Origin of the sequence: Paracoccus sp. (in: a-proteobacteria) (assembly GCF_030604785.1) — a bacterium.
Lineage (GTDB): Bacteria > Pseudomonadota > Alphaproteobacteria > Rhodobacterales > Rhodobacteraceae > Paracoccus.
Genome location: NZ_JAUVVF010000001.1, coordinates 114,467 through 140,666 on the forward strand (window position 1 = coordinate 114,467; position 26,200 = coordinate 140,666).

Below are 26,200 nucleotides of genomic sequence, written 5' to 3' on the forward strand. Positions count from 1 at the left end.
TGATGGGCTGTGCCGGATTGGCATGGCCGTCAAATCCTGTGCTGGCGGTCCGATTCCGGTCCACGGCAGCAACGCGCGTCACGCTGTCGCAGTTCCCGGCGGAAGGGAAGCGCAAGTTTCGGTGAAGGCGCTGGAATGACGTCACAAACAGGCGATGAGCGCAGGTGCTTGCATCGCGCCGCCCATGAGGCCAGAAGAGGGCGGTCATGGCCCGCTTGTCCCGCATCCCCCCGGCGCTGCCCTTCGCCGCCCAGGTCGCGATCTTCTCGCGGCTGCAGGCGGCCAACCCCGCGCCCGAGACCGAACTTGAATTCGTGAACCCCTTCACGCTGGTCGTGGCGGTGGCCCTGTCCGCGCAGGCGACCGATGTGGGCGTCAACCGCGCCACGCGGGGCCTCTTCGCCGTGGCCGACACGCCCGAGAAGATGCTGGCCTTGGGCGTCGAGGGCGTCACCGAGCACATCAAGACGATCGGCCTGTTCCGCCAGAAGGCGAAGAACGTCATCGCGCTGTCGCGCATCCTGGTCGAGGATTATGGCGGCGAGGTTCCCGACAGCCGCGCCGCCCTGACCAGTCTGCCGGGCGTCGGGCGCAAGACCGCCAATGTGGTTCTGTCCTGCGCCTTCGGCCATCCTGCCCAGGCGGTGGACACGCATATCTTCCGGGTGGGCAACCGCACCCGCATCGCGCCCGGCCGCGACGTGGACGAGGTCGAGCGCGCCATCGAGGATCACGTTCCCGCCCGGTTCCAGACCCATGCCCATCACTGGCTGATCCTGCATGGCCGCTATGTCTGCCAGGCCCGGCGGCCCCGCTGCGGCATCTGCCCGATCGCCGATCTCTGCCCCTATGAGGAAAAGACCGAATGACCCGCGCCTCTGACAAGACCCCCTATGTGATCGGGATCGGCAATGCCGTGATGGACATCATCGCCCCCACCGAAGAGGCGCGGCTGGCCGATCTGGGCATCACCAAGGGCATCATGCAGCTGGTCGAGCGCGAGCGGTCCGAATTCCTGATGGCGGCGCAGGCCGACGATCATTCCGACCGGAGGCTCGAATCGCGCATGGTCGCGGGCGGCAGCGTCGCCAACACGCTGGCGGGGATCGGCGGGCTGGGCCTGAAGACCGCCTTTATCGGTCTGGTCGCGGATGACGAGATCGGGCGGCTTTATGCCCGCCAGACGGAGGCGGCGGGGACGCGCTTCGTGAACGCGCCGGTCGCGGGGTCGGACCTGCCGAGCTCGCGCACGATCATCTTCGTCACGCCCGATGGCGAGCGGTCGATGAACACCTATCTGGGCATCTCGGCCGAGCTGGGGCCCGAGGATGTGGACCCCGCCGTCTTTGTCGGCGCGGGCTGGCTGTTCCTGGAGGGGTATCTCTTTGACAAGGGCAAGGGGAAGGCCGCGTTCCTGAAGGCGGCCGAATGCTGTCACGCGGCGGGCGGCCAGGCCGGGATCGCGCTGTCGGACCCGTTCTGCGTGGACCGCCACCGCGACGATTTCCGCAAGCTGGTCGCGGGGCCGATGGATTACGTGATCGGCAATGTCCACGAATGGCAATCGCTCTATCAGGTCGAGGATCTGGAGGAGGCGCTGCGACTGGCCGTGGCCGATTGCCGGACGGTGATCTGCACGCGGTCGGGCGAGGATGCGATCCTGATCCGCGAGGGCGAGCGGGTCAGCGTGCCGGTCCAGCGCGTGGTGCCGGTTGATGCCACGGGCGCAGGCGACCAGTTCGCGGCGGGCCTGATCTATGGGCTGGCCAGCGGGCGCTCCCTGTCGGCGGCCGGGCGGATGGGCTGCATCGCGGCATCCGAGGTGATCGGCCATGTCGGCGCGCGCCCCGAGGCCGACATCATGGCGCGGTTCCGGGCCGAAGGGCTGGTCTGAGGTCGTCGGTCCCGGGATTGCGTCCCGCGACGGCGGGGGGCCAGCCCCCCGCACCCCCCCTGCACCACCCGGGGGCATCGCTGCGACCGGGACGGGGCGGCGGGAAGGCGCTGGCCCGCGCGGGCCTGTGGCGTTGCGCGGCGCGGGGGCGGCGTGTATCAGGGCGGAAATTGCGAGCAGTTGAAGGACATGCGGATGCGCCGGGTTGTTGTCACGGGATTGGGGATGGTCACGCCTCTGGCCTCTGGGGTCGAAGCGAGCTGGGAGCGCCTGCTGGCCTGCAAGTCGGGCGCCGGGCCGATCACGCGGTTCGATCCCAAGGACGTGGCGACGAAATATGCCTGCGAGATCCCCCTGGGCGACGGGACGGACGGCACCTTCAATCCCGATGACTGGATGGAGCCGAAGGACCGGCGCAAGGTCGATGATTTCATCCTCTACGGCATGGCCGCGGCGCAGCAGGCCGTCGAGGATGCCGGATGGATGCCCGAGGACGAGGAGGGCCGGCTGCGCACGGGCGTGATGATCGGCTCGGGGATCGGCGGGCTGTCTTCCATCGCCGAGACCGCCGTGCTGATCAAGGAGCGCGGGCCGAAGCGGGTCAGCCCCTTCTTCATTCCCGGCGCGCTGATCAACCTGATCTCGGGTCAGGTCTCGATCCGCTACGGGTTCAAGGGGCCGAACCATGCCGTCGTCACGGCCTGCTCGACCGGCGCCCATGCCATCGGCGATGCGGCGCGGCTGATCCGCTACGGCGATGCCGATGTGATGATCGCGGGCGGCGCCGAAAGCCCGATCAGCGAGATCGGGATCGCGGGCTTCAATGCCTGCAAGGCGCTGTCCACCAAGCGCGCCGATGATCCGCAGGCCGCGAGCCGCCCCTATGACGCGGACCGCGACGGGTTCGTGATGGGCGAGGGCGCGGGCGTCGTCGTGCTGGAGGAATACGAGCACGCCAAGGCACGCGGCGCGAAGATCTATGCCGAGGTTCTGGGCTATGGCCTGTCGGGCGACGCCTATCACATCACCGCCCCGTCCGAGGATGGCGATGGCGGCTATCGCGCGATGGAGGCGGCGCTGCGTTCGGCCGGGCTGACGCCGGACCGGATCGACTACATCAACGCGCATGGCACCAGCACCATGGCCGACACGATCGAGCTGGGCGCGGTCGAGCGGCTGATGGGGGATGCCGCTTCGGGGGCGGTGATGTCGTCCACGAAATCGAGTATCGGCCACCTGCTGGGCGCGGCCGGCGCGGTCGAGGCGATCTTCTGCGTGCTGGCGATCCGCGACCAGATCTGCCCGCCGACGATCAACCTGGACAACCCTGCGGTCACGCCCAGGCTGGACCTGGCGGCCAACGCCGCCGTGCGCCGCAAGGTCGATGTGGCGCTGTCCAACAGCTTTGGCTTTGGCGGGACCAATGCCAGCCTGATCCTGGGGCGCGTGGCGGAATGATCTGGCGCAACCTTGCCTCGAACATGCTGACGCTGCTGCTGGTGCTGCTGGTGGCGGCGGCGGCGGCGGTGGCCTGGGCCAAGCGCGAGTTCAGCGGGCCGGGCATCAGCGAGGTCGCGCAATGCGTCGAGATCGCGCCGGGCGCCAGCCTGGGCGCGGTCAGCGAGCGGCTGGCGGCGCAGGGGGCGATCTCGAACGCCTATGTGTTCCGGGCGGGGGCGGATTATCTGGGACGTGCGGGCGATCTGAAATTCGGGAGCTTCCTTGTCCCGCCCCGCGCCAGCATGGAACAGATCGTCGATGTGATCACGGCGGGCGGGCCGTCGACCTGCGGGACCGAGATCGTGCTGCGCGTGGGCGTCCGCGAGACCGTGATGCTGCTGCGCGACACCAATCCCGAGACCGGCGCCTATGAGGAGGTCGCGCGCTTCAACCCGGCCGCAGGCGAGCGCCCGGAGGTGATCGCCGAGGCCGAGCAGCGCGGCGATATCCGCATGTCGCTGGTCGTGGTCGAGGGCGTGACCAGCTGGCAGGTGGTCGAGGGGCTGAGGGCCGCGACCTTCCTGACCGGCGAGGTGGCCGACATCCCCGCCGAGGGGACATTGGCGCCCGATACCTATCTGCTGTCGCAGGGCGGCGACCGGGGCGCGATCTTGGCCGAGATGGCCCGGCGTCAGGAGGCGATCCTGGCTGCCGAATGGGAAAACCGCGCCGAGGGCTTGCCCTATGCCAATCCGCAGGAGGCGCTGATCATGGCCTCGATCGTGGAGAAGGAGACCTCGGTTCCTGCCGAGCGGCCGCAGGTGGCCAGCGTCTTCGTCAACCGGCTGCGGCAGGGGATGCGGCTGCAGACCGATCCGACGGTGATCTACGGCGTGACCGAGGGCCGGGGCATTCTGGATCGCGGCATCCGCCGGTCGGAGCTGGATGCGCGCACGCCCTGGAACACCTATCAGATCGACGGGCTGCCGCCGACGCCGATCGCCAATCCGGGCCGCGCTTCGATCCGGGCGACGCTGAACCCCGATACGACGGAATACCTGTTCTTCGTGGCCGACGGGACAGGGGGGCACGCCTTCAGCCGGACCCTGGCCGAGCATAACGCCGCCGTCGCCCGCTGGCGCGAGATCGAGCGGCAGCGCGGCCTGCCCGCCGACAGCCCCGTCCAGACCGACCAGTAGGCCGCGCGGGATTTGACATTGAGAGGCCTCCGGACCAGTCTTCTGGTGCGGGGGCCTTTTCATTGCGGCGCGGCACGGGGCCGCGACGGGCCTTGCCGGAGGATGCTGCCATGAAGATGTCGGATATGTTTGCGATGCTGGCCGAGAATGCCCGGACCTTCGAGGAGCGGATGAACGCCTTGCAGGCCGAGATGTCGAAGAACAGCGAGAACGCGATGGAGCATGCCCGTCAGTGGCAGGCCAGCGCGATGGAGCGGCAGGAGGAAGTGAACCGCCAGATCCGCGAGCACATGGCGAATGCCAACGAACAGGTTCGCGAGCAGTGGCAGAAGATGCAATCCGGCTGGGAGGCGCAATACGAGAAGATGCGCGCCCAGGGCGAGGAGATGCGCGCCGCCGCGATGAAGATGGCGGGCGGCAAGGACGGGCAGGGCATGGCCGACTGGGCCGAGGCCTATGCCGCGCAGATGGTGGCCTTCGCCCAGAAGGTGCAGGCCGAGGCCGCCGAGGCCATCGCCAAGGCCACCGAGGCGCGCAGCAAGAAGGGCTGAGAGGGCTTGGAAACGGGCGATTCCGTGCTGGTGTTGCGCGGTTTCGCCTTGCGTGCGCTGGGGGTGTTGCGTGGATTAAGGCCTTGTTGTGGATCGCTAAATCGGTGCGAAAGGCTCGCCCCAGGGTTTAGCGATTGACTCACAGAACGGCCTGAAGTAGAACTTACCCATGCTGGGAGAAATGGGCAGGCGGCCGGGGGGTGACCCCTCAGGCCGCTTTTTCATTTCGAGGCTCGTGCGGACAGGACACGAGGCGGGACAGTTGCATGAACGATATGGAATGGGGCGGCGCGGGGGAACCCGTGGGACCTTTCATGGCCGCAGGGCAGTCCGAGGCCGGGCCGGCCGACGAGCTGCGCGCGGCCGGAGCGCCAGTGGACGAGGACGAGATCGCCGTCGCCCAGTGGTTGTTCTGGGATTACGTCAAGGATCTGCGCCAGCATCAGGCCGAGCTTGTCTCGGCCCGAGGGGGCGAGACCGATCCGGCCCGGCTGAAAAAGGCGGTGGATGCGGCGCGCACGGTTCGTGACGCGATCCAGCTTCTGATGGTGGAAAGGAACAAGGTTGACAAACTTCGCAAGGAGATCGCGGGCGGGGTCGCAGGAGGCTGCCTTGACCTTGACGCCGCACGAGACGAGATCGGGCGCCGCCTGGCTTGCCTCCGCCGAGCCGGAGCAGGTTGAGGAATTCCTGGGCGGGCTGTCGGACAATGCGCTGATGGCGCTGCCCTGGCTGTTCGAGTTCTGGGCCTTGCCGCACCAGCTGCCCCCCGAGGGTGACTGGAAGTCATGGGTCATCATGGGCGGGCGCGGCGCGGGCAAGACCCGCGCGGGTTCGGAATGGGTGCGGCGGATGGTCGAGGGGCCGTCCGCCGCGGCGCCGGGGCAATGCCACCGCGTCGCGCTGGTGGGCGAGACATTTGATCAGGTGCGCGAGGTGATGATCTTCGGCGAGTCGGGCATTCTGGCCTGTTCGCCGCCCGACCGCCGCCCCGTCTGGGAGGCCGGGCGCAAGCGTCTGGTCTGGGCCAATGGCGCGACCGCGACCTGCTATTCGGCGCATGAGCCGGAGGCGCTGAGGGGGCCTCAGTTCGATGCGGCCTGGGTGGACGAGCTGGCCAAGTGGAAGAAGGCCGAGGATGTCTGGGACATGCTGCAGTTCGCGCTGCGTCTGGGCGAGCATCCCCAGCAGGTCATCACCACCACGCCGCGCAATGTGGGCGTGCTGAAGCGGATACTGGGCAATGCCTCGACCGTGGTGACGCATGCGCCGACGGACGCCAACCGCGCCTATCTGGCCGAGAGCTTCCTGGCCGAGGTCGAGGCGCGCTATGGCGGCACGCGGCTGGGTCGGCAGGAGCTGGAGGGCGTGCTGCTGGATGATGTCGAGGGTGCGCTGTGGACCACCCCCATGCTGGAGGCGGCCCGGCAGGACGAGGCACCCCGGCTGGACCGGATCGTCGTGGCCGTCGATCCGGCCGTGACCGGGGGCGCGGGCAGCGACGAATGCGGGATCGTGGTGGCGGGCGTCGAGATGCGCGGCGAGCCGCGCGACTGGCGGGCCTGGGTGCTGGAGGATGCCAGCGTCCGTGGCGGCCCGACCGACTGGGCGCGTGCCGCCATCGCGGCGATGGAGCGCCACGGCGCCGAGCGTCTGGTGGCCGAGGTCAATCAGGGCGGCGATCTGGTCGAAAGCGTGATCCGGCAGATCGACCCTCTGGTGCCGTTCCGGGCGCTGCGGGCCTCGCGCGGGAAGGGTCTGCGGGCCGAGCCGGTGGCGGCGCTCTACGAGCAGGGCCGCATCCGGCATCTGCGCGCGGGCAATCTGGGCGCGCTGGAGGACCAGATGTGCCAGATGACGGTGCGCGGCTACGAGGGGCGGGGCAGTCCTGATCGGCTGGATGCGCTGGTCTGGGCGATGCACGAGCTGATGATCGAGCCCGCCGCAAGCTGGCGGCGACCGCAAATGCGGCGGCTTTAGCGCCGGGCGGGTCGTCGGGGGTTCGCCCCCGGACCGACAGGACAATGGATCAGGACGAAGGGCCGGGCCGCAATGGCGCCGGCCCTTTCCTTTGGCCGCATGAAGGAGGCGAGGATGGCGTTTCGATTGTTTTCACGGGAGGCCAAGGGCGCGCCCGTTCCCGAAAGGAAGGCCAGCGCGACGGGCCGGGTCGTGGCCCTGGCCAGCGGGTCTGGCCGGGCGGTCTGGTCGGCGCGCGATACGGGCAGTCTGACGCGGGGCGGGTTCGTCGGCAATCCGATCGGCTTTCGCAGCGTCAAGCTGATCGCGGAAGCCGCGGCGGCGGTGCCTCTGGTCTGCGAGGATCACGAGCGGCGCTATGACGTGCATCCGGTGCTGGATCTGCTGCGGCGTCCCAATCCGGGGCAGGGCCGGGCCGAGCTGTTCGAGGCGCTGTTCGGGCAGATGCTGCTGTCGGGCAACGGCTATCTGGAGGCGGTGGGCTTGGGCGCCTCGGGGTTGCCCGAGGAACTGCATGTCCTGCGCTCGGACCGGATGAGCGTGGTTCCGGGCGAGGATGGCTGGCCGGTGGCCTATGAATATGCCGTGGGTGGGCGCAAGCACCGGTTCGACATGACCGGCAGTCCCGATCCGATCTGTCACATCAAGAGCTTTCACCCGCAGGACGACCATTACGGTCTGTCGCCCCTGCAGGCGGCGGCGGTGGCGCTGGATGTCCATAACAGCGCCAGCGCCTGGTCGAAGGCTTTGCTGGACAATGCCGCCCGGCCCAGTGGCGCGATCGTCTACAAGGGGCTGGACGGGCAGGGCACGCTGAGCCCCGAGCAATATGACCGGCTGGTTGGCGAGATCGAGATGAACCATCAGGGCGCGCGCAATGCGGGCCGTCCGATGCTGCTGGAGGGGGGGCTGGACTGGAAGCCGATGGGGTTCAGCCCGTCGGACATGGAGTTCCACGAGACCAAGCTTTCGGCCGCGCGCGAGATCGCGCTGGCCTTCGGCGTGCCGCCCATGCTGTTGGGCATTCCGGGCGACGCGACCTATGCCAACTACGCCGAGGCGAACCGGGCGTTTTACCGGCTGACGGTGCTGCCCCTGGCGACGCGGGTCGCGGCCTCGGTCGCGTGGTGGCTGTCCGAGCATCTGGGCGCCGAGATCGAGCTGCGTCCGGACCCCGATCAGGTGCCTGCACTGGCTGAGGATCGCAACCAGCAATGGGCGCGCGTGGCCGCCGCGACCTTCCTGACCGATGCCGAGAAGCGCACGTTGCTGGGTCTGCCACCGCTGGAGGGGGCGTGAGGGATGGAAGGGTCTCGGTTCGTCAGGGACGGGGCTTGGCATGACCAGCGCTTCGAGGCGCAGGAGCGGATCATGGCGCTGCAGTTCGGCGCTGTCGAGAAGCGCCTGGAGCGGATCGAGGCGCTGATCGAGGGTTTGGAGCGGCGGCTGTGGATGACGGTTTACGGCGTCGTCGCCGTGATCCTGACACAGGCCGTCCAAGGGATACTGGATTATGTGCCGAAAGGAGGCTGAGGAATGGTTCCGGGGCTTGAGGTGAAATTCGCGGGCGGGGCGCCGGTCCTGTCCCAAGGCCACGTGATCGAGGGCTATGGCAGCCTGTTCGGGCTGACCGATCAGGGCGGCGACGCGGTGATGCCGGGCGCCTTTGGTGCCTCGTTGAAGCGGCTGGCGGGGCGGGGCGACAAGGTGCGGATGCTGTGGCAGCACGATCCGTCCAAGCCCATCGGGGTCTGGGACGAGATCCGCGAGGATGCCAAAGGTCTGTGGGTCCGGGGGCGTCTGCTGCCCGAGGTCGCGCAGGCCCGCGAGGCGGTCGCGCTGATCGAGGCGGGCGCCATCGAGGGTCTGTCCATCGGCTATCGCACGCTGCGCGCCACCCGCGATGAGAAGGGCCGCCGCATGCTGGCCGAGGTCGAGCTGTGGGAGGTGTCGCTGGTGACTTTTCCGATGCTGCCCGAGGCGAAGCTGGGCCGCAAGGAGGCTGACGAGGTCTCTGAATTCGCCGCCATGCTGACAGAGGCCGCCCGCGCGCTGCGCGGCGCCTGAGGATTTCGGGGTCGCGCGTGATGCGCGGCCCTTGCAGGTTCGGGCCGTCCCCAGAGGCGGCCCGTCAACAGGGGCGCCCCTTACCGGGGCCGGTCCCGATCATCCGCGATGAGGAGAAGACCATGACCGAGGCAAAGGCCGCGGGCGGCAGCGACATGCCGGCCGACCTGAAGGGGGCCATGACCGGGTTCGTCAGCGAACTCAGGGCTTTCCGTGACGACATCCAATCCCAGCTCAAAGCACAGGACGAGCGCATGACCATGATCGACCGCAAGACCGCCCTTCGCAGCCGCGCCCCGCTTTCGACCTCGGCCGTGACCGAGGCGCCGCACCAGAAGGCGTTCAACGCCTATCTGCGCAGCGGCGATGATGACGGGCTGCGCGGCCTAGTCATCGAAGAGAAGAACCTGACCGTCGCCAGCGATGGCGGGTTCCTGGCCGCGCCTCGGGTGGCCGAGACGGTGCAGGCGGTGCTGCGTTCCAGCAGCTCGCTGCGACAGATGGCCAATGTCGTGACCATCGAGAGCGCCGTCTACGAGGCGCTGGTCGAGAAGGGCGAGATGGGCGCGGGCTGGGCCACCGAGACGGCGGCGCCCGGCACGGCCTCGGCCAGCATCGAGCGCATCTCGATCCCGCTGCACGAGCTGTCGGCGGTGCCGCGCGCCAGCCAGCGCCTGCTGGATGACGCGGCCTTCGATGTCGAGGGGTGGCTGGCCGAGCGCATCGCCGACCGCTTTGCCCGCGCCGAGGCCGCGGCCTTCGTGAACGGTGACGGCGTGGACAAGCCGCGCGGTATCCTGCGCTACACCACCGCGCCCGTCGCCACGGCGACCGACATGCAGGTGGGCTTTGTCAATTCGGGCGCGCTGGGCGGCTTTGCGGCGACGAACCCTGCGGATTGCCTGATTGACCTGGTCTATGCGCTGGGTGCGGCCTATCGCGCCAATGCGGCCTTCATGATGAATTCGAAGACCGCCGCCGCCGTGCGCAAGATGAAGGATGCCGATGGCCGCTTCCTGTGGACGGATGCGCTGTCGGTCGGGCAGGTGCCGCAGCTTCTGGGCTATCCGGTGCTGATCAGCGAGGACATGCCCGACATCGCGCCCAATGCCTTTGCCATCGCCTTCGGCGATTTCCGCGCGGCCTATACCATCGTCGAGCGCCCCGATCTGCGCGTGCTGCGCGATCCGTTCAGCGCCAAGCCGCATGTGCTGTTCTATGCCACCAAGCGTGTCGGCGGCGGCGTGACCGATTTCCGCGCCCTGCGTCTGCTGCGGTTCGCCTGATCCTTCCGGGGATCGGGTGACGGGCGGGGGGCGCGCTTGGGGCTGGCCGTTCCGGCTTTGCAACTGTCCGCGCGCGCTGATGGCTGGCGTGCGGGCGCGCCCTCTGCCCGAGAGAACCGAGGCGGGGCCCCTGGGTGGGGCCTCGTCCTGAGCAACGATGCGGACGGCAGGACGGGAGGTTCGCGAGATGATGCTGATAGAGGAAACCGGGGTGCCGGCCGGGGCCTTGCCCGTCGCAGCACTTCGGTCCCATTTGCGGCTGGGCACGGGTTTCGACATGCCCGAGGACGCCGCCGAGACCGCCGCGCTGCAGGGTTTTCTGCGCGCGGCCATCGCCACGATCGAGGCGCGGACGGGCAAGGTGCTGCTGCGCCGGCGCTTTGTGATGCGGCTGGATGATTGGCGCGACAGGCTGGGGCAGTCACTGCCCCTGGCGCCGGTTCTGGCGGTCGAGCGGATCGCGATCGAGGACGGCGCAGGGACCGAAACGGAACTGCCCCCTGAAAGCTGGCGGCTGGTGCCCGACAGCCAGCGCCCGATGATCCTGCCTGCGGGCGTGGTTCTGCCGCATGTGCCACGCCGGGGCAGCCTGTCGGTCACTTTCGAGGCCGGTTTCGGTGAAAGCTGGGATGAGGTGCCTTCGGACCTGGCGCATGCGGTGATCATGCTGGCCGCGCGCTATTACGAGGTGCGCCATGACGAGGCCGCCCGGCAGGCGCTGCCCTTCGGGGTCAGCGCGCTGATCGAGAAATGGCGCGCGGTCCGCACGCTGGCCGGGCGCGGCAGCCGGGAGTGGCGCTGATGGATGTGCCACGGCTGAATGTGGAACTGGCGCTGGAGGACGGCACGCGCGTCCCCGACGGGATGGGCGGCCACAGGCTGGAGTGGCGAGAGATCGGGCGGCTCTGGGCGGCGCTCGAGGCGCGGTCGGGGCGTGAAAAGGGCACCGGCGCGGGTCTGGTCAGCGTGGTGCAGTGGCGCATCACGGTGCGGGGCGCGCCTGCGGGCGATCCGCGCAGGCCGCGGCCTGGCCAGCGATTCAGGCTGGGCGCGCGGCTCTTTCGCGTCGAGGCGGTGGCCGAGGCCGATGGCATGGGCCGCCATCTGGACTGCTTTGCCCGAGAGGAGGACAGCCAATGAGCTATGGCGCAAGCGCGGCCCTTCAGGCTGCGGTCTATCAGCATCTGCGCGCCGACGAGGCGCTGGCCGATCTGGTGGGCGATGCGATCTTTGACGCGATGCCGGTCGCGTCGCCCGCCGGGGTCTATGTGACGCTTGGCCCGGAAGAGGTCGCCGAGGCGGGTGACGCCACCGCGCCGGGTGCGCGGCACGATTTCGTCGTCTCGGTCCTGTCGGGCCAGGATGGCGGCGCGGGCTTTGCGGCGCTGAAGGCGGCGGCGGCGCGGGTCTCGGACCTCCTGGATCAGGCGCAGCTCGCGCTGGACCGGGGCCAGCTGGCGGGAATGTGGTTCCTGCGCGCCGTCGCGCGCCGGGTGGATAATGGCGCGGCGCGGCAGGTCGATCTGACCTTTCGCGCGCGCGTCGATTTGGGCTGAGGAGCAAGACCATGTCAGTGAAGAACGGGCGCGACCTGCTGATCAAGATGGACATGACGGGCGACGGCGCCTTCGAGACGGTGGCGGGTCTGCGCGCCACGCGGCTGTCCTTCAACGCCGAGACGGTGGATGTCACCAGCCTGGAAAGCGAGGGCGGCTGGCGCGAGCTGCTGGCGGGGGCGGGCGTGCGGAGCGCCTCGATCTCGGGGTCGGGGGTGTTTCGCGATGCGGCCACCGATGGCCGCGCGCGGCAGGCCTTTTTCGACGGCGAGGCGCCGCGCTGCCAGGTGGTGATCCCCGATTTCGGGCGCATCGAGGGGCGGTTCCAGATCACCTCGCTGGAATATGCGGGCCGCCATAACGGCGAGGCGACCTATGAGGTCGCGCTGGCCTCGGCGGGTGCGCTGACCTTCGTGGCGATCTGATGGCGAACCCTCTGCGCGGTGAGGTCGATCTGGTGATCGACGGCCAGCCCCGGCTGGCGCGCCTGACCCTGGGCGCGCTGGCCGAGCTGGAGGGCGCCCTGGCCGCGGGCAGCCTGATGGAACTGGCCGAGCGGTTCGAGACCGGGCGCGTCTCGGGGCGCGACGTGATGGCGGTTCTGGTCGCGGGCCTGCGCGGCGCGGGCTGGACGGGCCGGGCCGAGGATCTGATGGCCGCCGATATTCAGGGCGGCCCCCTGGCTGCGGCGCGGGCTGCGGCGCAATTGCTGGCGCTGGCCTTTCGGGGGCCGGAATGAATGATGGCGCGGGGCGGGTGGATTGGGCGGGGATGATGCGGGCGGGTCTGCGCGACCTCAGGCTGCATCCCGATGCCTTCTGGGCACTGACCCCGGCGGAGCTTGCGCTGATGCTGGGGCTGGAGGCCGCCGCCCCGCCGATGACGCGCGACCGGCTGGCCGAGCTTGCGCGGCTTTATCCCGACGATCCGGCCCCGGCGCCGGGCGTCCCTGACACGAATTCCCAGGAGGACAGCGATGCCGATGGATGAGGCACAAGGCGCCGGGATTGGCGGCCTGAACGACGATCTGGCCCAGAGCGCCCGGATGGCCGCGGCCTTCGAGGGGGAATTGTCGCGTCTGCGGCAGTCGATGCTGTTCACCTCGCGCGAGATGGGCAGCCTGACCTCGGGGCTTGAGGGCGGGCTCAGGCGCGCCTTTGACGGGCTGGTCTTTGACGGCGCGCGGCTGTCGGACGCGCTGAAGGGCGTGGGCCGCGCCTTGGCCGACAGCGTCTATGCGATCGCCATGAAGCCCGTGCAGCAGGCTTTGGCCGGGGGCATGGCCAATATGCTGGGCGCGGCCCTGCCGGGGGCGATCACGCCTTTTGCCAATGGCGGCGTGTTCCAGCAGGGCCGCGTCTCGGGCGGGGGCGAGGTGATCGGCGGGCCGGTCACATTCCCGATGCGCGGCGGGCTGGGCCTGATGGGCGAGGCCGGCCCCGAGGCGATCATGCCCCTGCGGCGGGGCGCTGACGGTCGGCTTGGGGTCGCGGCCGAGGGCGGAGGCGCGCGGCCCGTCCATGTGACCTTCAACATCCAGACGCCCGATGTCGCGGGCTTTCAGCGCAGCCAGTCGCAGATCGCGGCGCAGATGTCGCGGCTGATGGCCCAGGGCCAACGCAACAGCTGAGGAGGGGACGATGGCGTTCCACGAGGTGAGATTTCCTGCCAACCTGTCCTTTGGCGCGGTCGGCGGCCCCGAGCGGCGGACCGAGATCGTGTCTCTGGCCAGCGGCTTCGAGGAGCGCAACACGCCCTGGGCCCATGCGCGGCGGCGCTATGATGCGGGAATGGGCCTGCGGTCTCTGGACGATCTGGCCGAGATTGTCGCCTTCTTCGAGGCGCGGTCCGGGCAGTTGCACGGCTTTCGCTGGAAGGACTGGTCGGACTACAAGAGCTGCCTGCCCTCGGCCGCGCCCGCCTTCGGCGATCAGGTGATCGCCAAAGGTGACGGACAGACGCGCAGCTTTGCGCTGGTCAAGACTTATGTCTCGGGCGCCGAGCGTTATCTGCGCCCGATCACCAAGCCCGTCGTGGGCAGCGTCCGCGCGGGCATCGCGGGCGACGAGAAGTTTCCGGGCACGAATTACACGGTCGATCACCTGCGCGGCATCATCACCTTCAACGAGCCGCCCGAAGTTGGCGCCGATGTCACGGCGGGCTATGAGTTCGACGTCCCGGTTCGTTTCGACACTGACCGGATCGCGGTTTCGGTCTCGTCCTTTCAGGCGGGGCAGGTTCCCGACATTCCGGTGATCGAGGTGCGGATATGAGCGCGCAGACCCTTGCCCGCGCCTGGTCGATCCGTCGCGCCGACGGGTTGGTTCTGGGCTTTACCGATCACGACCGCCGCCTGCGTTTCGCGGGCGTGACTTTCCGGCCCGATCAGGGCCTGACCGCGCGGGCGATCAGTCAGGCGACCGGGCTTGCCGTGGACAACAGCGAGGCCGTCGGCGCGCTGAGCGACGATGCCATCACCGAGATCGATCTGCTGTCGGGGCGGTGGGACGGGGCCAGCCTGCGGATGTGGGAGGTAGATTGGCGCGACGTGAGCCAGCGGCGGCTGGTCTTCCGGGGCTCGCTTGGCGAGGTCTCGCGCGCGAACGGCGCCTTTCGAGCCGAACTGCGCGGGCTGGCCGAGCCTCTGAACCAGCCGCAGGGCCGGATCTATCATCCCCGCTGCACCGCCGAACTGGGTGATGCGGCCTGCAAGATGGGTCTGGATGCACCCGCCTGGACCGTCGAACTGGCCGTCCAGGGGCAGGACGAGGCGCGGACCTTCCGGCTGACGGGTTTTCCGGCCTATGATGCGAACTGGTTTGAGGGCGGCACACTGGAGGTGCTGGATGGCGCGGCGAAGAGCCTGCGCGGGCGGATCAAGAACGATACCGCCCGCCCGGGCCAGAGCCGCGAGATCGAGCTTTGGGCAGGGCTTGCCATTCCGCCCGCACCGGGGGATCGCATCCGGCTGGTCGCCGGTTGCGACAAGGCCGCCCGGACCTGCCGTCTGAAATTCGCCAATCTGCTGAACTTCCGCGGCTTTCCCCATATGCCGCCCGAGGATTGGCTGCTGGCGCCTCAGGTCGGTGGCCGCAATGGATGAGCCCCGCGAGGTCACCATAGCGCGCGCCTGGCTGGGGACACCCTATGTCCATCAGGCCAGCACGCGCGGTGCGGGCGCCGATTGCCTGGGCCTGATCCGGGGCGTCTGGCGCGAGATCTACGGCACCGAGCCGGAAACCCCCCCGCCCTATAGCGGTGACTGGGCGGAATGCGGCGGTGCGGAAGTCCTGTGGCAGGCTGCCCTGCGGCACCTGCGGGCGGTTCCTGCGGATGCCGCTGTCGCTGCGGGGCAGGTTCTGCTGTTCCGCATGCGCGAGGGCGCGATCGCCAAGCATCTGGGGCTTGTCTCGGACCCGGGCGGGTCGCGTTTCATTCATGCCTATACGTCTCATGGTGTCATCGAAAGCCCGCTGACGCGGCCCTGGGCGTGCCGGATCGTGGCGCGCTTCCGCTTTCCCTGACACATCCTGTTTGCGAAGGAAGAAAACATGGCCACGATTGTCCTGTCTGCCGTGGGCGCATCGCTAGGCGCGGGTTTCGGCGGCACGGTGCTGGGCCTGTCGGGCGCGGTTCTGGGGCGCGCTGCGGGCGCTTTGGCGGGCCGGGTGATCGACCAGCAATTGCTGGGCGGCGGCGCCCGTGCGGTCGAGACTGGGCGCATTGACCGGCTGCGCATCCAGACGGCCGGCGAGGGGGTGCCCATCCCGCGCGTCTGGGGGCAGATGCGGTTGCCGGGCCATGTCATCTGGGCCTCGCCCCTGACCGAGGTGACGCGCAGCCAGTCGGTGCGCGGCGGCAAGGGCGCCCCCCGGACGCAGGTGACCGAGATCAGCTATCGCCTGTCGGTCGCGCTGGCCTTGTGCGAGGGGCGCACCCTCAGCGTCGGGCGCGTCTGGGCGGATGGCGAGGAGATCGCGCAATCCGACCTGAACATGCGCGTCTACCGTGGTGGAGAAGGCCAGATGCCCGATCCCGCCATCGCCGCGATCGAAGGCGACGCTGCCCCCGCCTATCGCGGCACCGCCTACGTCGTGCTGGAGGATCTGAGCCTTGAGCGATGGGGCAACCGGATGCCGCAGCTGAGCTTCGAGGTCACCTGTCCGGCCCGTGACGGCACGGGCTTGTCGCGCGATGTGCAGGCCGTTGCGCTGATCCCCGGCACGGGTGAATATTCGCTGGCCACCACCCCCGTCACGACCGAGACCGAACCGGGCGAGGCGCGCAGCTTCAACGTCAACACCCCGATGGGCGGCACGGATTTCCGGGCCTCGCTGGATGTGCTGGGTCGGGAATTGCCGAATGTCGGGTCGGTTTCGCTGATCGTGTCCTGGTTCGGCAGCGATCTTCGCATCGGCGAATGCCGGGTCGAGCCCAAGGTCGAATTCGCCAGCGATGACGGGACCGAGATGCCCTGGCGTGCGGGCGGCATCGACCGGACGCAGGCGCGCGAGGTTGCCCGCATCATGGATCGGCCGATCTATGGCGGAACGCCCTCGGACCAGTCGGTGATCGAGGCGATGAGGGCGCTGACCGCCTCGGGGCGCAAGGCGATCTTCTATCCCTTCATCCTGATGGAGCAGATCGCGGGCAACGGCCTGCCCGATCCCTATGGCGCCAACGAGCAGCCCGTCATGCCTTGGCGCGGGCGCATCACGACGCGCATCGCGCCGGGCCGGCCCGGCACGACCGACCTGACGGCCGCCGCCACCGCCGAGGTCTCGGCCTTTTTCGGCTCCGCCCAGCCCGGCGACTTCACGCGCGATGGCGACGTGATCCGCTATGGCGGCCGGGACGAGTGGTCCTATCGCCGCTTCATCCTGCACTACGCGCATCTCTGCGCGGCGGCGGGTGGCGTCGACGCGTTCCTGATCGGCAGCGAGATGGTCGCGATGACGCAGATCCGTGGGCCGGGCAACGGCTACCCGGCGGTCGCGGCGCTGCGCCAGCTTGCGGCGGATGTCCGCGCAATCCTAGGGCCGGGGGTCAAGATCGGCTATGCCAGCGACTGGTCGGAATACTTTGGCCACCATCCCGGCAATGGAGAGCTGTTCTTCCATCTGGATCCGCTGTGGTCGGACCCCAATATCGACTTCATCGGCATCGACAATTACATGCCACTGTCGGATTGGCGCGATGGCGACGATCATCTGGACGCGCATTGGGGGCGGATCGACAATATCGATTATCTCAAGGCCAATGTGGTCGGAGGCGAAGGCCATGACTGGTTCTATGCCAGCGAGGCTGACCGCGAAGCCCAGATCCGCACGCCGATCACCGACGACCTCTACGACGAGGCCTGGGTCTGGCGCTACAAGGACCTGAAGAGCTGGTGGCAGAACCTGCACTATGACCGACCCGGCGGAGTGCGCAAGAGGCAACCCACCGGCTGGGTGCCCGGGTCGAAGCCGTTCTGGTTCACCGAATTCGGCTGTGCGGCTTTGGACAAGGCCACGAACCAGCCCAACAAGTTTCTCGACGCGATGAGTTCGGAAAGCCAGCTGCCCTGGTATTCGAACGGCACCCGCAACGACGCCATCCAGGCCGCCTATGTCGAGGCAGTCATGGGCTACTGGAACGATCCCGCGAACAACCCGCGCATGGTCGACGGGCGCTTCATGGTCGAGCCCGGTCGCGCCCATGTCTGGGCGTGGGATGCGCGGCCTTATCCGGCCTTTCCGGGTCGCCGGGACCTGTGGTCGGACGGTCCGGCCTGGGATCGCGGCCATTGGCTGAACGGACGCGCCGGCGCGGTCACGCTGCGCGCGGTGGTGGGCGATCTGTGTCGGGCGGCGGGTGTGGCCGCTTGGGATACATCGGGCCTGTCGGGCGTGGTGCGGGGCTATGCGCTGGCAGGGCAGGAAAGCGGCCGGGCGGCGTTGCAGCCCCTGATGCTGGCGCACGGCTTCGACGCGGTCGAGCGCGAGGGCGTGCTGACCTTCCTGATGCGGGACGGGCTGGCGAAGGCCCGGCTGGGCGCTGACCATCTGGCGCTGGCGGGCGATCTCGCGGGGTTCGAACCGACCCGTGCGCCCGAGGCCGGCATTGCCGGGCGTGTCCGGCTGATCCATGTCGAGGCTGGTGCCGATTACGCGGTGGCCGCCGCCGAGGCGGTGGGTGTCGCCTCGGCCCGGCGTTCGGTCGCAGAGACCGAGTTCCAGATGGTGCTGACCCGCCCCGAGGGCCGCGCCATCGCCGATCGCTGGCTGGCCGAGGCCGAGATCGCGCGCGACACGGCGCGCTTCGCCCTGCCGCCCTCGCGCACGGATCTGGCGCCGGGCGACGTGGTGATCATGGAACGGCCCGGTCTGCCCGACAGCCGCTGGCGGATCGACCGGGCCGAACGTGCCGGGGCGATCACGCTGGAGGCCGTCCGCGTCGATCCGGGCCTCTACCGTCCCGCGATCAGCCATCAGGAACAGGGCAGCATCCGGCGCTATCAGCCGCCCATGCCGGTCCGGCCTGTCTTTCTGGACCTGCCGCTTCTGCGCGGCAACGAGGTGCCCCATGCGCCCTGGCTGGCAGTCTCGGCCCATCCTTGGCCGGGGACGGTCGCGGCTTATGTCTCGGATGATCCGGATGGCGGTTTCGAGAGCAACCTGCTGCTGGACCGGCGCTCGCTGATCGGGCGCACGCTGACGCCGCTTGCCCGCGCGCGGCCCGGTGTGCTGGATCGCGGCCCGGGGCTGCGGCTGCGGCTGGCCAATGACCCCCTCGCGTCGGTCACGATGCGGGCGCTGCTGTCGGGCGCCAATGCGCTGGCGATCGGCGATGGCAGTCTGGAGCATTGGGAGGTGATGCAATTCGCCCGCGCTGAACTGGTCGCCCCGAATGTCTGGGAGATCAGCCTGCGTCTGCGGGGTCAGGCGGGCACGGATGCAATGATGCCGGATGTCTGGCCTGCGGGCAGCATTGTGGTCCTGCTGGATGGCGGGCCGCGTCAGGTGGATCTGCCCCCATCCGCGCGCGGGCAGGAGCGGTTCTGGCGGATCGGCCCCGCGCCTCGGGCGCCGGACGATCCCAGCTATCGCAGCCGCAGCACGGTCGCACGGGGGATCGGTCTCAGGCCCTATGCGCCCTGCCATCTGAGGCTGCAGGGGCGCAGCCTGTCCTGGACGCGCCGGAGCCGGATTGAGGGAGATGGCTGGGACGGCCCCGACATCCCCTTGGGCGAGGAGCAGGAGCGTTATCTTTGCCAGGTCCTTCAGAACGGACAGATCCGCCACGACGTGACGGTCGCCGTCTCGCAGCACGACCTGCCGCAGGCGCTGCTGACCGAGTTGACGCAAGCCGGGGCCTTTACGGTGCGTGTCGCGCAATTGTCGCAGACCTTCGGGCGCGGCCTCTTTGTCAGGAGAGACTTCAATGTCCAGTGAAACCGCCCGCCTTCAGATGCCGCTGCTGCAGCCGGCACAGGCGCAGAAGCATGTCACCGTGAACGAGGCGTTGATGCGTCTGGATGCCAGCGTCAATCTGGTGATCCAGAGCGTCTCGCAGGCAAGCCCGCCCGACGCCGTGCTGGACGGACAGTGCTGGGGCGTTCCGGCGCTGGCCCAGGGTGCCTGGACGGGGCAGGGCGGTCGGCTGGCCATCGGGTCGAACGGCGGCTGGATCTTCGTGCCGCCGCGGGCGGGCATGCGCGCCTTCGTCGCCGATCGCGGATTGCCCGCGATCCACGATGGCACCGAATGGGCCGTGGGCGCGCTGAGCCTTGGCGTCAGCGGCGCAGGAATGATGGCCGGCATGGCCGAGGAGGACGTCGTGATCACCGCCGGCAACCAGATCACCACGCCGCTTTTCATCCCCTCGGGCGCGATGGTGATCGGCGCGGTGGCGCGGGTCACATCGGCGCTGACCGGCACGCTGACGACTTGGCGCATGGGCACGGCGGGCGCAACGAACCGCTTCGGTCAGGGGCTGGGCAAGGCCGAGGGGTCGTTTGCGCGCGGAATTCTTGGCGCGCCGATGACCTATTACCAGCCCGAGCCGCTGCTGCTGACCGCTGAGGGGGGCAATTTCGCAGCCGGGCGCGTGCGTCTGTCGGTCCATTGGTGGGAACTGCGCCTGCCGCGTTAGGTCGCGGCGTCGGCCCGCCCGCTTTTCCTGCCCTGCAAGATGCGCTAGTCAGGAGTGGAAACGATCGGGTGGGCCAAAAATGACCATGCACGCTGCCACGAAAGAGCCCCTGTCGGCGGACCGCGACGCGATCTGGTCGCAATTACGCCAAGAGGCGCGGATGGCCGTCTCGGACGAGCCGCTTCTGGGCTCGCTGATCCATGCGGGGCTTCTGCACCATCAGAGCTTCGAGGCCGCGCTGGCATACCGCTTTTCGCTGAAGCTGGCCTCGGGCGAGATGTCCGAGCAGATCCTGCGCGAGATCGCAGATGCGGCCTATGCAAGCGCGCCGGAACTGGGCGATGCGGCACGGGCCGACCTGATGGCGGTCTATGACCGCGATCCGGCAACGCATCGGCTGTTGCAGCCCGTCCTGTTCTTCAAGGGATTTCAGGCGCTGCAGGCCTACCGGATGGCGCATTGGCTGTGGCAGCAGGGTCGGCGCGACATGGCCTATTTCGTGCAGATGCGCTGCTCGGAATGCTTCGGCGTGGATATCCACCCTGCCGCGCGGATCGGGACCGGGGTGATGATCGACCACGCCCATTCCATCGTCATCGGCGAGACGGCCTGCGTCGGCAACGACGTGTCGATGCTGCATTCGGTCACGCTTGGCGGCACCGGCAAGGAGGATGGCGACCGCCATCCCAAGATCGGCGACGGCGTGCTGATCGGGGCGGGCGCCAAGGTTCTGGGCAATATCCGCGTGGGCAGCCATTCGCGGATCGCCGCCGGTTCGGTGGTGCTGCACGAGGTTCCGCCCTGCAAGACCGTGGCGGGCGTTCCCGCGCGCGTGATCGGGGATGCGGGTTGTCCCGAGCCCTCGCACAGCATGAACCACCTTCTGGGCGCCGAAGAGTATCGCTAGAGCCAGTCGGCCACGCCGCTGCCGGTCACTTCCGCGATCGTCATGCCCTCTGCCTGCAGGCGCCGGTCGAGGTCATTGGCGATGCGCGGGATCAGCGACAATCCCTGGTAGATCATCGCGGAATAGACCTGCACAGCGCTGGCGCCGGCGCGCAGCTTCTGCCACGCATCCTCGGCGCTGGAGATGCCGCCCACGCCGATGATCGGCAGGCGGCCCTGCGTGTCGCGATAAAGCTGCGCCACGACACAGGTCGAACGCTGGAACAGGGGCCGCCCCGACAGGCCGCCCGCCTGGGCCGCGTGAGGCCCCGAAATGCCGTCGCGCGACAGGGTCGTGTTCGTGGCGATGATACCATCGAGACCCAGATCAGAGGCGACGGCCGCGATTTCGGTGATCTCGGCCGGGGACAGGTCCGGAGCGATCTTGACCAGAACCGGCGGGCGGCGAGACAGGCTGTCGCGGGCCTCGATCACGCCTTGCAGCAGCGCGGCAAGGGCCTGCGCGCCCTGAAGATCGCGCAGCTTTTCGGTATTGGGCGATGAGACGTTCACCGTCAGGAAATCAGCATGCTCGCCCGCCATGCGGACCACCTGCGCGAAATCGGCCGCGCGATCGGCGCTGTCCTTGTTGGCACCGATATTGAGGCCCACCGGGATACCGGCGGTGCGCGCGGCGAGGCGGCGACCGATGGCCTCGGCCCCCTCATTGTTGAAGCCGAAGCGGTTGATGATCGCCTGATCCTCCGACAGCCGGAAGAGGCGCGGCTTGGGATTGCCGGGCTGCGGCCGGGGCGTCGCCGCGCCGACCTCGACAAAGCCGAAGCCCGCCCGCATCAGCGGACCGACCACGCGGGCGTTCTTGTCGTATCCCGCCGCCAGCCCCACCGGGTTCGGCAGATCGAGCCCCGCCAGCCGCAGCCGCAGGCGTTCGGACGTGACAGGGCCGCCGTTCAGAGGCGCCAGACCCGCCGCAAGCGCCCGGATCGAGAGGTCATGCGCGCGTTCCGGGTCCATGCGATGCAGAAGGGCAAGGCCCGCGCGCTCGATCAACGACATCATGATACTCCGGTCTGGTGCTGCCCGTCCGGGCCGCGCGCAAGAGGGCGCCAGGACACGACATCGCCCATCTCCAGCGCCCGGTAGAGATGCGGGAACAGATCGCCCCCGCGCGAAGGTTCCCATTTCAGCGCATCGCCCAAGGATGCGGCATCGCAGCTGACCAGAACCAGATCGTGCTCGTCGGCGAAATGCCGCGAAAGCGTGCCGGGCAATTGGGCGGCCGTCGAGAAATGGATGTAGCCGTCGGACAGATCGACGGGCGCGCCCTCGGTCCGGCCCTCGGCCTGAAACTGGCGCCATTCCTGGGCGCGGAGGATCTTGTGGATCAGCATGGCGGCATTTGCCTTGCGCGGCGACCCCGGGTCAAGCCCCCGCTGCGGGAGGGTATTTGTCTATGGAATTGACCGCGCCCCGCGGCTGGGCCAACCTTCACCGCATCCTCAATGTGCCTGAAGGGAACAGCCCATGATCCGATTGCTTGCCGCCGCCTCTGCTCTTGCCCTGATCGCGGGGACGGCACAGGCCGAGACGGTCCTTCACATCCTGCACACCAATGACCTGCACAGCCGGATCGAGCCGATCGGCGCGACCGACAGCACCTGCGGCGCCGAGGCGCGCGAGGCGGGCGAGTGCTTCGGCGGCGTGGCCCGGATCGCCGCCAAGGTCGCAGCCCTGCGCGCCGAGATCGAGGAAGCGGGCGAGAAGGTCATCCTTCTGGATGCGGGCGACCAGTATCAGGGGTCGCTGTTCTACACGACCTACAAGGGCGCCGATGTGGTCGAGTTCATGAACGCCATCGGCTATGATGCGATGGCTGTCGGCAATCACGAATTCGACGACGGTCCCGAAGGTCTGGATGTGCTGCTGTCGGGCGTCGATTTTCCGGTGATCTCGGGCAATATCGACGTCTCGCAATCGAACCTGCTGGCCGGGCGCGTGCCGCCTCATGTGGTGCTGGATCTGGACGGCGCGCGGATCGGTCTGGTCTCGGCCCTGGCGATGGACACACCCGAAACCTCGTCCCCCGGTCTGAAGGTGATCTTCCGCGATGATATCGACGGCCTCAAGGCCGGGGTCGAGGCCCTGTCCGGTGAAGGCGTGACGAAGATCATCGCGCTGACCCATTCCGGCTATCTGCGCGATCTGGACTATGCCGCTGAAGTGCCCGGCCTCGATGCGGTCGTGGGCGGCCATTCCCACACGCTGCTGGGCGATATGGAGGGGGCGACGGCGCCCTATCCCACGATGGTCACCGGACCTGACGGCGCGGATGTGCCGGTCGTGCAGGCCTATGCCTATGGCAAGTATCTGGGCCATCTGCGCCTGACCTTCGACGACGAGGGCAATGTCACCTCGGCCGAGGGGCAGCCGATCCTCTTGGACAATTCGATCCCCGAAGACGAGGCCATCGCCGCCCGCGTGGCGGAGATGAGCGCGCCCATCGACGAATTGCGCGCGACCGTGGTGGCGCGCAGTCTGGCCGCGATCGACGGCAGCCGCGAAACCTGCCGCGCGCAGGAATGCGAGATGGGCAATCTGGTCGCCGATGCGATGCTGGACCGCGCCAGCGGGCAGGGCGTGACCATCGCCATCCAGAACGGCGGCGGCCTGCGCGCCTCGATTGACGAGGGCGAGGTGACGATGGGCGAGATCTACACCGTCCTTCCCTTCCAGAATACGCTGGCGACTTTTGAACTGGACGGCGCCGACATCATCGCGGCGCTCGAGAACGGCGCCAGCCGGATCGAGGAGGGCGCCGGCCGCTTCGCGCAGGTCGCCGGGCTGAAATACACGATCGACGCCGCAGCCGAACCGGGCCAGCGCGTCAGCGAGGTGATGGTGCGCGACGGCGATGACTGGGCGCCCATCGACCCGGCCGCCAGCTATGGGGTGGCGACCAACAACTACATGCGCAGCGGTGGCGACGGCTTCGACGTCTTTGCCGAGAATGGCCGCAACGCCTATGATTTCGGCCCCGACCTGGCCGAGGTCGTGGCCGAATACCTGGCCGCCGCGGAAGACGGCTACCAGCCGCTTCTGGACGGGCGCATCACGATGCGCTGAACGATCCGGCATCACGGGGGCGGGGCATATGCCGATTGGCTTGGCTCGCGCGATGCGCTAACCGGGCGAAATGAAGACGGGTTATCCCATCGCGCTGCCCGGCCAGCGCATCGGTCTGTTGGGCGGGTCCTTCGATCCCGCCCATCAGGGCCATCTGGGCATCAGCCGCGCGGCCCTGTCCCGCCTGTCGCTGGATCGGGTCTGGTGGCTGGTCTCGCCGGGCAATCCGCTGAAGCAGAACGGCCCCGCGCCTCTGGCCGAGCGTCTGAGGGACGCCCGGCGACTGGTCCGCGACCCTCGCATCCTCGTCACCGATATCGAGGCGAAGCTGCGCCTGCGCAAGACGGCCGACACGATCGGGGCGCTGCGCCGCCTTTATCCGGGTGTGCATTTCGTCTGGCTGATGGGGTCCGACAATCTGGCGCAATTCCATCTGTGGGACCGCTGGGGCAGCATCGCCGAGGCGGTGCCCTTCGCGGTGCTGGCGCGCCCCGGCTCGCGCCTTTCGGCCCGCAATGCACCGGCGGCGCGCGCCCTTCTGGCCTCGCGCCTGCCCGAGGCGCGGGCGGCGGAACTGCCCACGCGCCGCCCCCCCGCCTGGACCCTGCTGGACCTGCCGCTGTCGCCCCTGTCCTCGACCGCCCTGAGGAGCGCGCGCCATGAGGATTGACCGCCGCACCCTGCTGGCGGGGCTGATGGGCGCCGCATTCGCGCCTTCGGGCGCGCTGGCCGATCCGCTGGCCGCGCGGCCGCCGCGCCGGCCCCCTGCCGATCCGCGCCTGCTGCTGGCCCGCGCGGGCCTGCCCGGCAAGGCGGGCTTTGCACTGATCCGGCCGGGCCAGCCCACCCCGCCGCAGCATCTGGCGCAGGCCACCACACCCATCGCGCCGGCCAGCACCGTCAAGGCGCTGACCGCGATGTATGCGCTGGACCGGCTGGGCGCGGCGCATCGCTTCCGCACCCGGCTGATCCTGGCGGGCGACATGCTGATCCTGGCGGGCGGCGGCGATCCGACGCTGTCCACCGACGATCTGGGGCGGCTGGCGGCCGATCTGGCCGCGCTTGGCCGCCCGATGCCTGCGCGTTTCGCGGTCTGGGACGGCGCGCTGCCCATGCTGGCGCAGATCGCGCCGGAGCAGGCCGTGCATCTGCCCTACAACCCCTCGATCTCGGGGATGATGCTGAACTTCAACCGCGTCCATCTGGGCTGGAGCCGCGTCGGCGTCGATTACCAGATCGGGCTCGAGGCGCGGGGCGCCGCGCTGTCGCCGCAGGCCCATACGATCAGTGCCCGCCCCGCGGATCAGAATGCGCTCTTCACCTATCGCGAGGATGGCGCGCGGGAATTCTGGACCGTGTCGCGTGCCGCGCTCGGCCGTCAGGGCAGCCGCTGGCTGCCCGTGCGGCTGCCGGCGCTCTATGCGGGCGACGTGTTCCAGACGCTGGCTCGCGCGCGCGGTCTGGCGCTGCCCGCACCCGAGGTGATCACCCATCTGCCGCAGGGCGAGGTGCTCGCTTATCATGACAGCGTGCCGCTGGACACGATGATCCGGGACATGCTGCGCTATTCCACCAACATCACCGCCGAGTCGCTTGGGCTTCACGCCAGCGGCGCCGCGGATCTGGCGCAATCGGGCGCCCGGATGCTGGACTGGCTGACCGCGGATGATCCGGGGCTGCGGCAGGGGATGCGACTTGCCGATCATTCGGGCCTGTCGGACGCGAGCCGCGTCAGCGCCCTGTCGCTGGCGCGCATCCTGGCGGGGCCTGGAGCAGAGACCGGCCTGCCCGACCTGCTGCGACGGAACCCGCTGCAACAGGAGGCCCCCGCCCCCGAGGTCGCTGCCAAGACCGGCACGCTGAACTTCGTGTCGAACCTGGCGGGCTATGTGCAGGGCCCGTCGGGGGCGCGCGGCGCCTTTGCCATCCTCTGCGTCGATCCGGCCCGTCGTGCGGCTGCGGTGGGACAGGAACAGCCCGCAGGCGTGCAGGGCTGGACGCGCCAGGCGCGCGCCCTGCAGGCGGGGCTGCTGTCGGCCTTTTCGGCGGGCCTGGGCTAGCG

The 26,200-nt window shown here is 69.1% G+C and carries 29 protein-coding genes; 27 read left to right on the forward strand and 2 right to left on the reverse strand.

The window, feature by feature from the left end:
- The first annotated feature begins 206 nt into the window (after positions 1-206).
- From nth to cysE, 24 genes are all read left to right on the forward strand, one after another.
- Positions 207-869 (forward strand): endonuclease III, encoded by a 663-nt coding sequence (nth, locus tag QAR72_RS00560; protein ID WP_304615397.1) that lies wholly within the window; start codon positions 207-209, stop codon positions 867-869.
- A complete protein-coding gene (locus tag QAR72_RS00565) occupies positions 866-1,894 on the forward strand; it encodes an adenosine kinase (RefSeq protein ID WP_304615398.1) in 1,029 nt (342 codons plus the stop codon). The genes nth and QAR72_RS00565 overlap by 4 nt, the downstream gene beginning before the upstream one ends.
- Before the next feature lie 195 nt (positions 1,895-2,089).
- Complete coding sequence (gene fabF, locus QAR72_RS00570; protein WP_304615399.1) at positions 2,090-3,352, forward strand: beta-ketoacyl-ACP synthase II; 1,263 nt, start codon at positions 2,090-2,092, stop codon at positions 3,350-3,352.
- Complete coding sequence (gene mltG / locus QAR72_RS00575; RefSeq protein WP_304615400.1) at positions 3,349-4,533, forward strand: endolytic transglycosylase MltG; 1,185 nt, start codon at positions 3,349-3,351, stop codon at positions 4,531-4,533. The genes fabF and mltG overlap by 4 nt, the downstream gene beginning before the upstream one ends.
- Before the next feature lie 110 nt (positions 4,534-4,643).
- Positions 4,644-5,084 carry a hypothetical protein gene (locus QAR72_RS00580; protein WP_304615401.1) on the forward strand — a complete coding sequence of 147 codons (441 nt, stop codon included), beginning with the start codon at positions 4,644-4,646 and terminating at the stop codon, positions 5,082-5,084.
- Positions 5,085-5,350: 266 nt separating this feature from the next.
- The gene (locus tag QAR72_RS00585) at positions 5,351-5,767 is read left to right on the forward strand and encodes a permease (RefSeq protein ID WP_304615402.1); all 417 of its coding nucleotides are present in this window, start codon (positions 5,351-5,353) and stop codon (positions 5,765-5,767) included.
- Positions 5,697-7,064 carry a DNA-packaging protein gene (locus QAR72_RS00590; RefSeq protein WP_442953530.1) on the forward strand — a complete coding sequence of 456 codons (1,368 nt, stop codon included), beginning with the start codon at positions 5,697-5,699 and terminating at the stop codon, positions 7,062-7,064. Before QAR72_RS00585 ends, QAR72_RS00590 begins: the two co-directional genes overlap by 71 nt.
- Before the next feature lie 114 nt (positions 7,065-7,178).
- Entirely contained in the window at positions 7,179-8,363 is a 1,185-nt protein-coding gene (locus QAR72_RS00595; protein WP_304615403.1) for a phage portal protein, read from the forward strand.
- 3 nt (positions 8,364-8,366) lie between these two features.
- On the forward strand, positions 8,367-8,597 hold the full coding sequence (locus tag QAR72_RS00600; protein ID WP_304615404.1) for a GTA head formation protein, RCAP_rcc01685 family: 231 nt from the start codon (positions 8,367-8,369) through the stop codon (positions 8,595-8,597).
- A gap of 3 nt (positions 8,598-8,600) precedes the next feature.
- On the forward strand, positions 8,601-9,131 hold the full coding sequence (locus tag QAR72_RS00605; protein WP_304615405.1) for an HK97 family phage prohead protease: 531 nt from the start codon (positions 8,601-8,603) through the stop codon (positions 9,129-9,131).
- A 122-nt stretch (positions 9,132-9,253) separates the two neighbouring features.
- Entirely contained in the window at positions 9,254-10,417 is a 1,164-nt protein-coding gene (locus QAR72_RS00610) for a phage major capsid protein (protein ID WP_304615406.1), read from the forward strand.
- Between the two features lie 187 nt (positions 10,418-10,604).
- Positions 10,605-11,219: a head-tail connector protein gene (locus QAR72_RS00615; protein ID WP_304615407.1), complete on the forward strand. Its 615-nt coding sequence runs from the start codon at positions 10,605-10,607 to the stop codon at positions 11,217-11,219.
- Entirely contained in the window at positions 11,219-11,557 is a 339-nt protein-coding gene (locus QAR72_RS00620; RefSeq protein WP_304615408.1) for a head-tail adaptor protein, read from the forward strand. The genes QAR72_RS00615 and QAR72_RS00620 overlap by 1 nt, the downstream gene beginning before the upstream one ends.
- Positions 11,554-11,973 carry a DUF3168 domain-containing protein gene (locus QAR72_RS00625; protein WP_304615409.1) on the forward strand — a complete coding sequence of 140 codons (420 nt, stop codon included), beginning with the start codon at positions 11,554-11,556 and terminating at the stop codon, positions 11,971-11,973. The genes QAR72_RS00620 and QAR72_RS00625 overlap by 4 nt, the downstream gene beginning before the upstream one ends.
- An 11-nt stretch (positions 11,974-11,984) precedes the next feature.
- Positions 11,985-12,398, forward strand: a complete 414-nt coding sequence (locus QAR72_RS00630) for a phage major tail protein, TP901-1 family (RefSeq protein WP_304615410.1) — start codon at positions 11,985-11,987, stop codon at positions 12,396-12,398.
- Entirely contained in the window at positions 12,398-12,712 is a 315-nt protein-coding gene (locus QAR72_RS00635) for a gene transfer agent family protein (RefSeq protein ID WP_304615411.1), read from the forward strand. Before QAR72_RS00630 ends, QAR72_RS00635 begins: the two co-directional genes overlap by 1 nt.
- Positions 12,709-12,963 carry a rcc01693 family protein gene (locus QAR72_RS00640; protein WP_304615412.1) on the forward strand — a complete coding sequence of 85 codons (255 nt, stop codon included), beginning with the start codon at positions 12,709-12,711 and terminating at the stop codon, positions 12,961-12,963. The genes QAR72_RS00635 and QAR72_RS00640 overlap by 4 nt, the downstream gene beginning before the upstream one ends.
- Positions 12,956-13,603 (forward strand): phage tail tape measure protein, encoded by a 648-nt coding sequence (locus QAR72_RS00645; RefSeq protein ID WP_331497633.1) that lies wholly within the window; start codon positions 12,956-12,958, stop codon positions 13,601-13,603. Before QAR72_RS00640 ends, QAR72_RS00645 begins: the two co-directional genes overlap by 8 nt.
- Before the next feature lie 10 nt (positions 13,604-13,613).
- Positions 13,614-14,246 carry a DUF2460 domain-containing protein gene (locus QAR72_RS00650; protein ID WP_304615414.1) on the forward strand — a complete coding sequence of 211 codons (633 nt, stop codon included), beginning with the start codon at positions 13,614-13,616 and terminating at the stop codon, positions 14,244-14,246.
- A complete protein-coding gene (locus tag QAR72_RS00655) occupies positions 14,243-15,076 on the forward strand; it encodes a DUF2163 domain-containing protein (RefSeq protein ID WP_304615415.1) in 834 nt (277 codons plus the stop codon). The genes QAR72_RS00650 and QAR72_RS00655 overlap by 4 nt, the downstream gene beginning before the upstream one ends.
- Positions 15,069-15,497, forward strand: coding sequence for an NlpC/P60 family protein (locus QAR72_RS00660; RefSeq protein WP_304615416.1), 429 nt, complete (start codon positions 15,069-15,071; stop codon positions 15,495-15,497). The genes QAR72_RS00655 and QAR72_RS00660 overlap by 8 nt, the downstream gene beginning before the upstream one ends.
- 27 nt (positions 15,498-15,524) lie before the next feature.
- Positions 15,525-19,409: a baseplate multidomain protein megatron gene (locus QAR72_RS00665; protein WP_304615417.1), complete on the forward strand. Its 3,885-nt coding sequence runs from the start codon at positions 15,525-15,527 to the stop codon at positions 19,407-19,409.
- A complete protein-coding gene (locus QAR72_RS00670; RefSeq protein ID WP_304615418.1) occupies positions 19,399-20,109 on the forward strand; it encodes a DUF2793 domain-containing protein in 711 nt (236 codons plus the stop codon). The genes QAR72_RS00665 and QAR72_RS00670 overlap by 11 nt, the downstream gene beginning before the upstream one ends.
- A gap of 85 nt (positions 20,110-20,194) precedes the next feature.
- On the forward strand, positions 20,195-21,016 hold the full coding sequence (gene cysE / locus QAR72_RS00675; RefSeq protein ID WP_442953532.1) for a serine O-acetyltransferase: 822 nt from the start codon (positions 20,195-20,197) through the stop codon (positions 21,014-21,016).
- Here the strand turns inward: cysE and QAR72_RS00680 are convergent.
- Complete coding sequence (locus tag QAR72_RS00680; protein ID WP_304615420.1) at positions 21,013-22,071, reverse strand: quinone-dependent dihydroorotate dehydrogenase; 1,059 nt, start codon at positions 22,069-22,071, stop codon at positions 21,013-21,015. The two genes, cysE and QAR72_RS00680, sit on opposite strands and share 4 nt — an antisense overlap.
- Entirely contained in the window at positions 22,071-22,406 is a 336-nt protein-coding gene (locus QAR72_RS00685) for a DUF952 domain-containing protein (protein ID WP_304615421.1), read from the reverse strand. Before QAR72_RS00685 ends, QAR72_RS00680 begins: the two co-directional genes overlap by 1 nt.
- 133 nt (positions 22,407-22,539) lie before the next feature.
- On the opposite strand from QAR72_RS00685, the gene QAR72_RS00690 reads away from it, so the two are divergent.
- The 3 genes from QAR72_RS00690 (at position 22,540) to dacB (ending at position 26,198) form a co-directional block, all read left to right on the forward strand.
- Positions 22,540-24,138, forward strand: coding sequence for a bifunctional metallophosphatase/5'-nucleotidase (locus QAR72_RS00690; protein ID WP_304615422.1), 1,599 nt, complete (start codon positions 22,540-22,542; stop codon positions 24,136-24,138).
- A 70-nt stretch (positions 24,139-24,208) separates the two neighbouring features.
- The gene (locus tag QAR72_RS00695; protein WP_304615423.1) at positions 24,209-24,808 is read left to right on the forward strand and encodes a nicotinate-nucleotide adenylyltransferase; all 600 of its coding nucleotides are present in this window, start codon (positions 24,209-24,211) and stop codon (positions 24,806-24,808) included.
- On the forward strand, positions 24,798-26,198 hold the full coding sequence (gene dacB / locus QAR72_RS00700; RefSeq protein WP_304615424.1) for a D-alanyl-D-alanine carboxypeptidase/D-alanyl-D-alanine endopeptidase: 1,401 nt from the start codon (positions 24,798-24,800) through the stop codon (positions 26,196-26,198). The genes QAR72_RS00695 and dacB overlap by 11 nt, the downstream gene beginning before the upstream one ends.
- Positions 26,199-26,200: the final 2 nt, after the last annotated feature.